The sequence below is a fragment of the Streptococcus sp. HMSC066F01 genome, from assembly GCF_001837335.1.
Lineage (GTDB): Bacteria > Bacillota > Bacilli > Lactobacillales > Streptococcaceae > Streptococcus > Streptococcus oralis_S.
Genome location: NZ_KV832109.1, coordinates 959 through 2,055, shown reverse-complemented (window position 1 = coordinate 2,055; position 1,097 = coordinate 959). Strand labels below are relative to the sequence as shown.

General features: G+C 40.6%; 1 pseudogene. It reads left to right on the top strand.

Annotation, left to right across the window (positions count from 1 at the left end):
* Positions 1–32: 32 nt before the first annotated feature.
* Positions 33–1,097: pseudogene (locus HMPREF2655_RS03400) on the top strand (cell surface protein); the annotation flags it as partial.

Below are 1,097 nucleotides of genomic sequence, written 5' to 3'. Positions count from 1 at the left end.
GAAGAAATCGCAATAGGATTTCAGAGAAAACTATGAGAGATTTCATTAAAAAGGTCTCTGTTCTGTTTATGATTCTGTTTCTCTCTGTGCCATTAGGATTGGCTGGACTGTTCCTTGCTCGAGGTGCATCAGCTGATGAAGGGGCTGCAAGACAAGTAGGAGAGAACACAGAAATTATCCAGAATGGATGTTATCGTAAGGTAAAGAAAACAGAAAAAACACAGTGGACAGTTCCACGTAAACCGATCGACTTAGTTATCCTTCAAGATGCGAGTGGATCCTTTGAAAAGACTATTCCTAGTGTTAAGAATGCCTTGAAGCGTTTGACCACTTATGTGAAACCTGAACAGTACAATGAAACTGACCCACATTTAGTGAGTACAGGTGATCCAGATACGACTGACCGCGTCTTCGTTTCAGCTTATCAAGGATTGGATCAGGTTCGATATTTTGATAATGAGGACTTCACAGGAGCGATTGATACCTATACAAATGAGGGGATCACTGGTAAACATTATCAGTTTAGTTCAAGTGATTTAACATCAGATCAAAAATCTATTCATAGCTTTATTGATAATATTACTGTTGGAGGAGGAACTCCTACAGTTCCTGGTATTACGGATGCTCTTGCTGCTTATAACAGTCAAAAAGGAGAAATGAAAAATGGTCGTAAGACCGTATTCCTCCTTGTAACGGATGGTGTGGCCAATGGTTACCGTCTCCCAGATGGTAATGTTGTTATGGATAAAAGTTATGCCAGAACTTATAAGCTACAACCTGCATGGGGACTTGGTCAAAACTATTTCCCTGAAGCAGCGCAAGATATTGTCAGCCGTGCAAACGAGTTAAAAGAGGCAGGAAATACACTTAAGAATGCTGTTGGATCAGAAGGCTCTGTAGTTATTGGTTTCTGGGAGCGAGTGGCAGGGTTCACTGACCCATACTTCCAATATGGTTCTGCTTATTTGAATGGATTTGGAAAAACATTGAATATCGGTGATAACCGTTCAGTTCAAGGAATCTTCCATGATGCTCTTCAATCGATGGCTTCACCAGACAAGGTTGTAAACGGAAAGAACGTTTCCTTCTATGTTAAT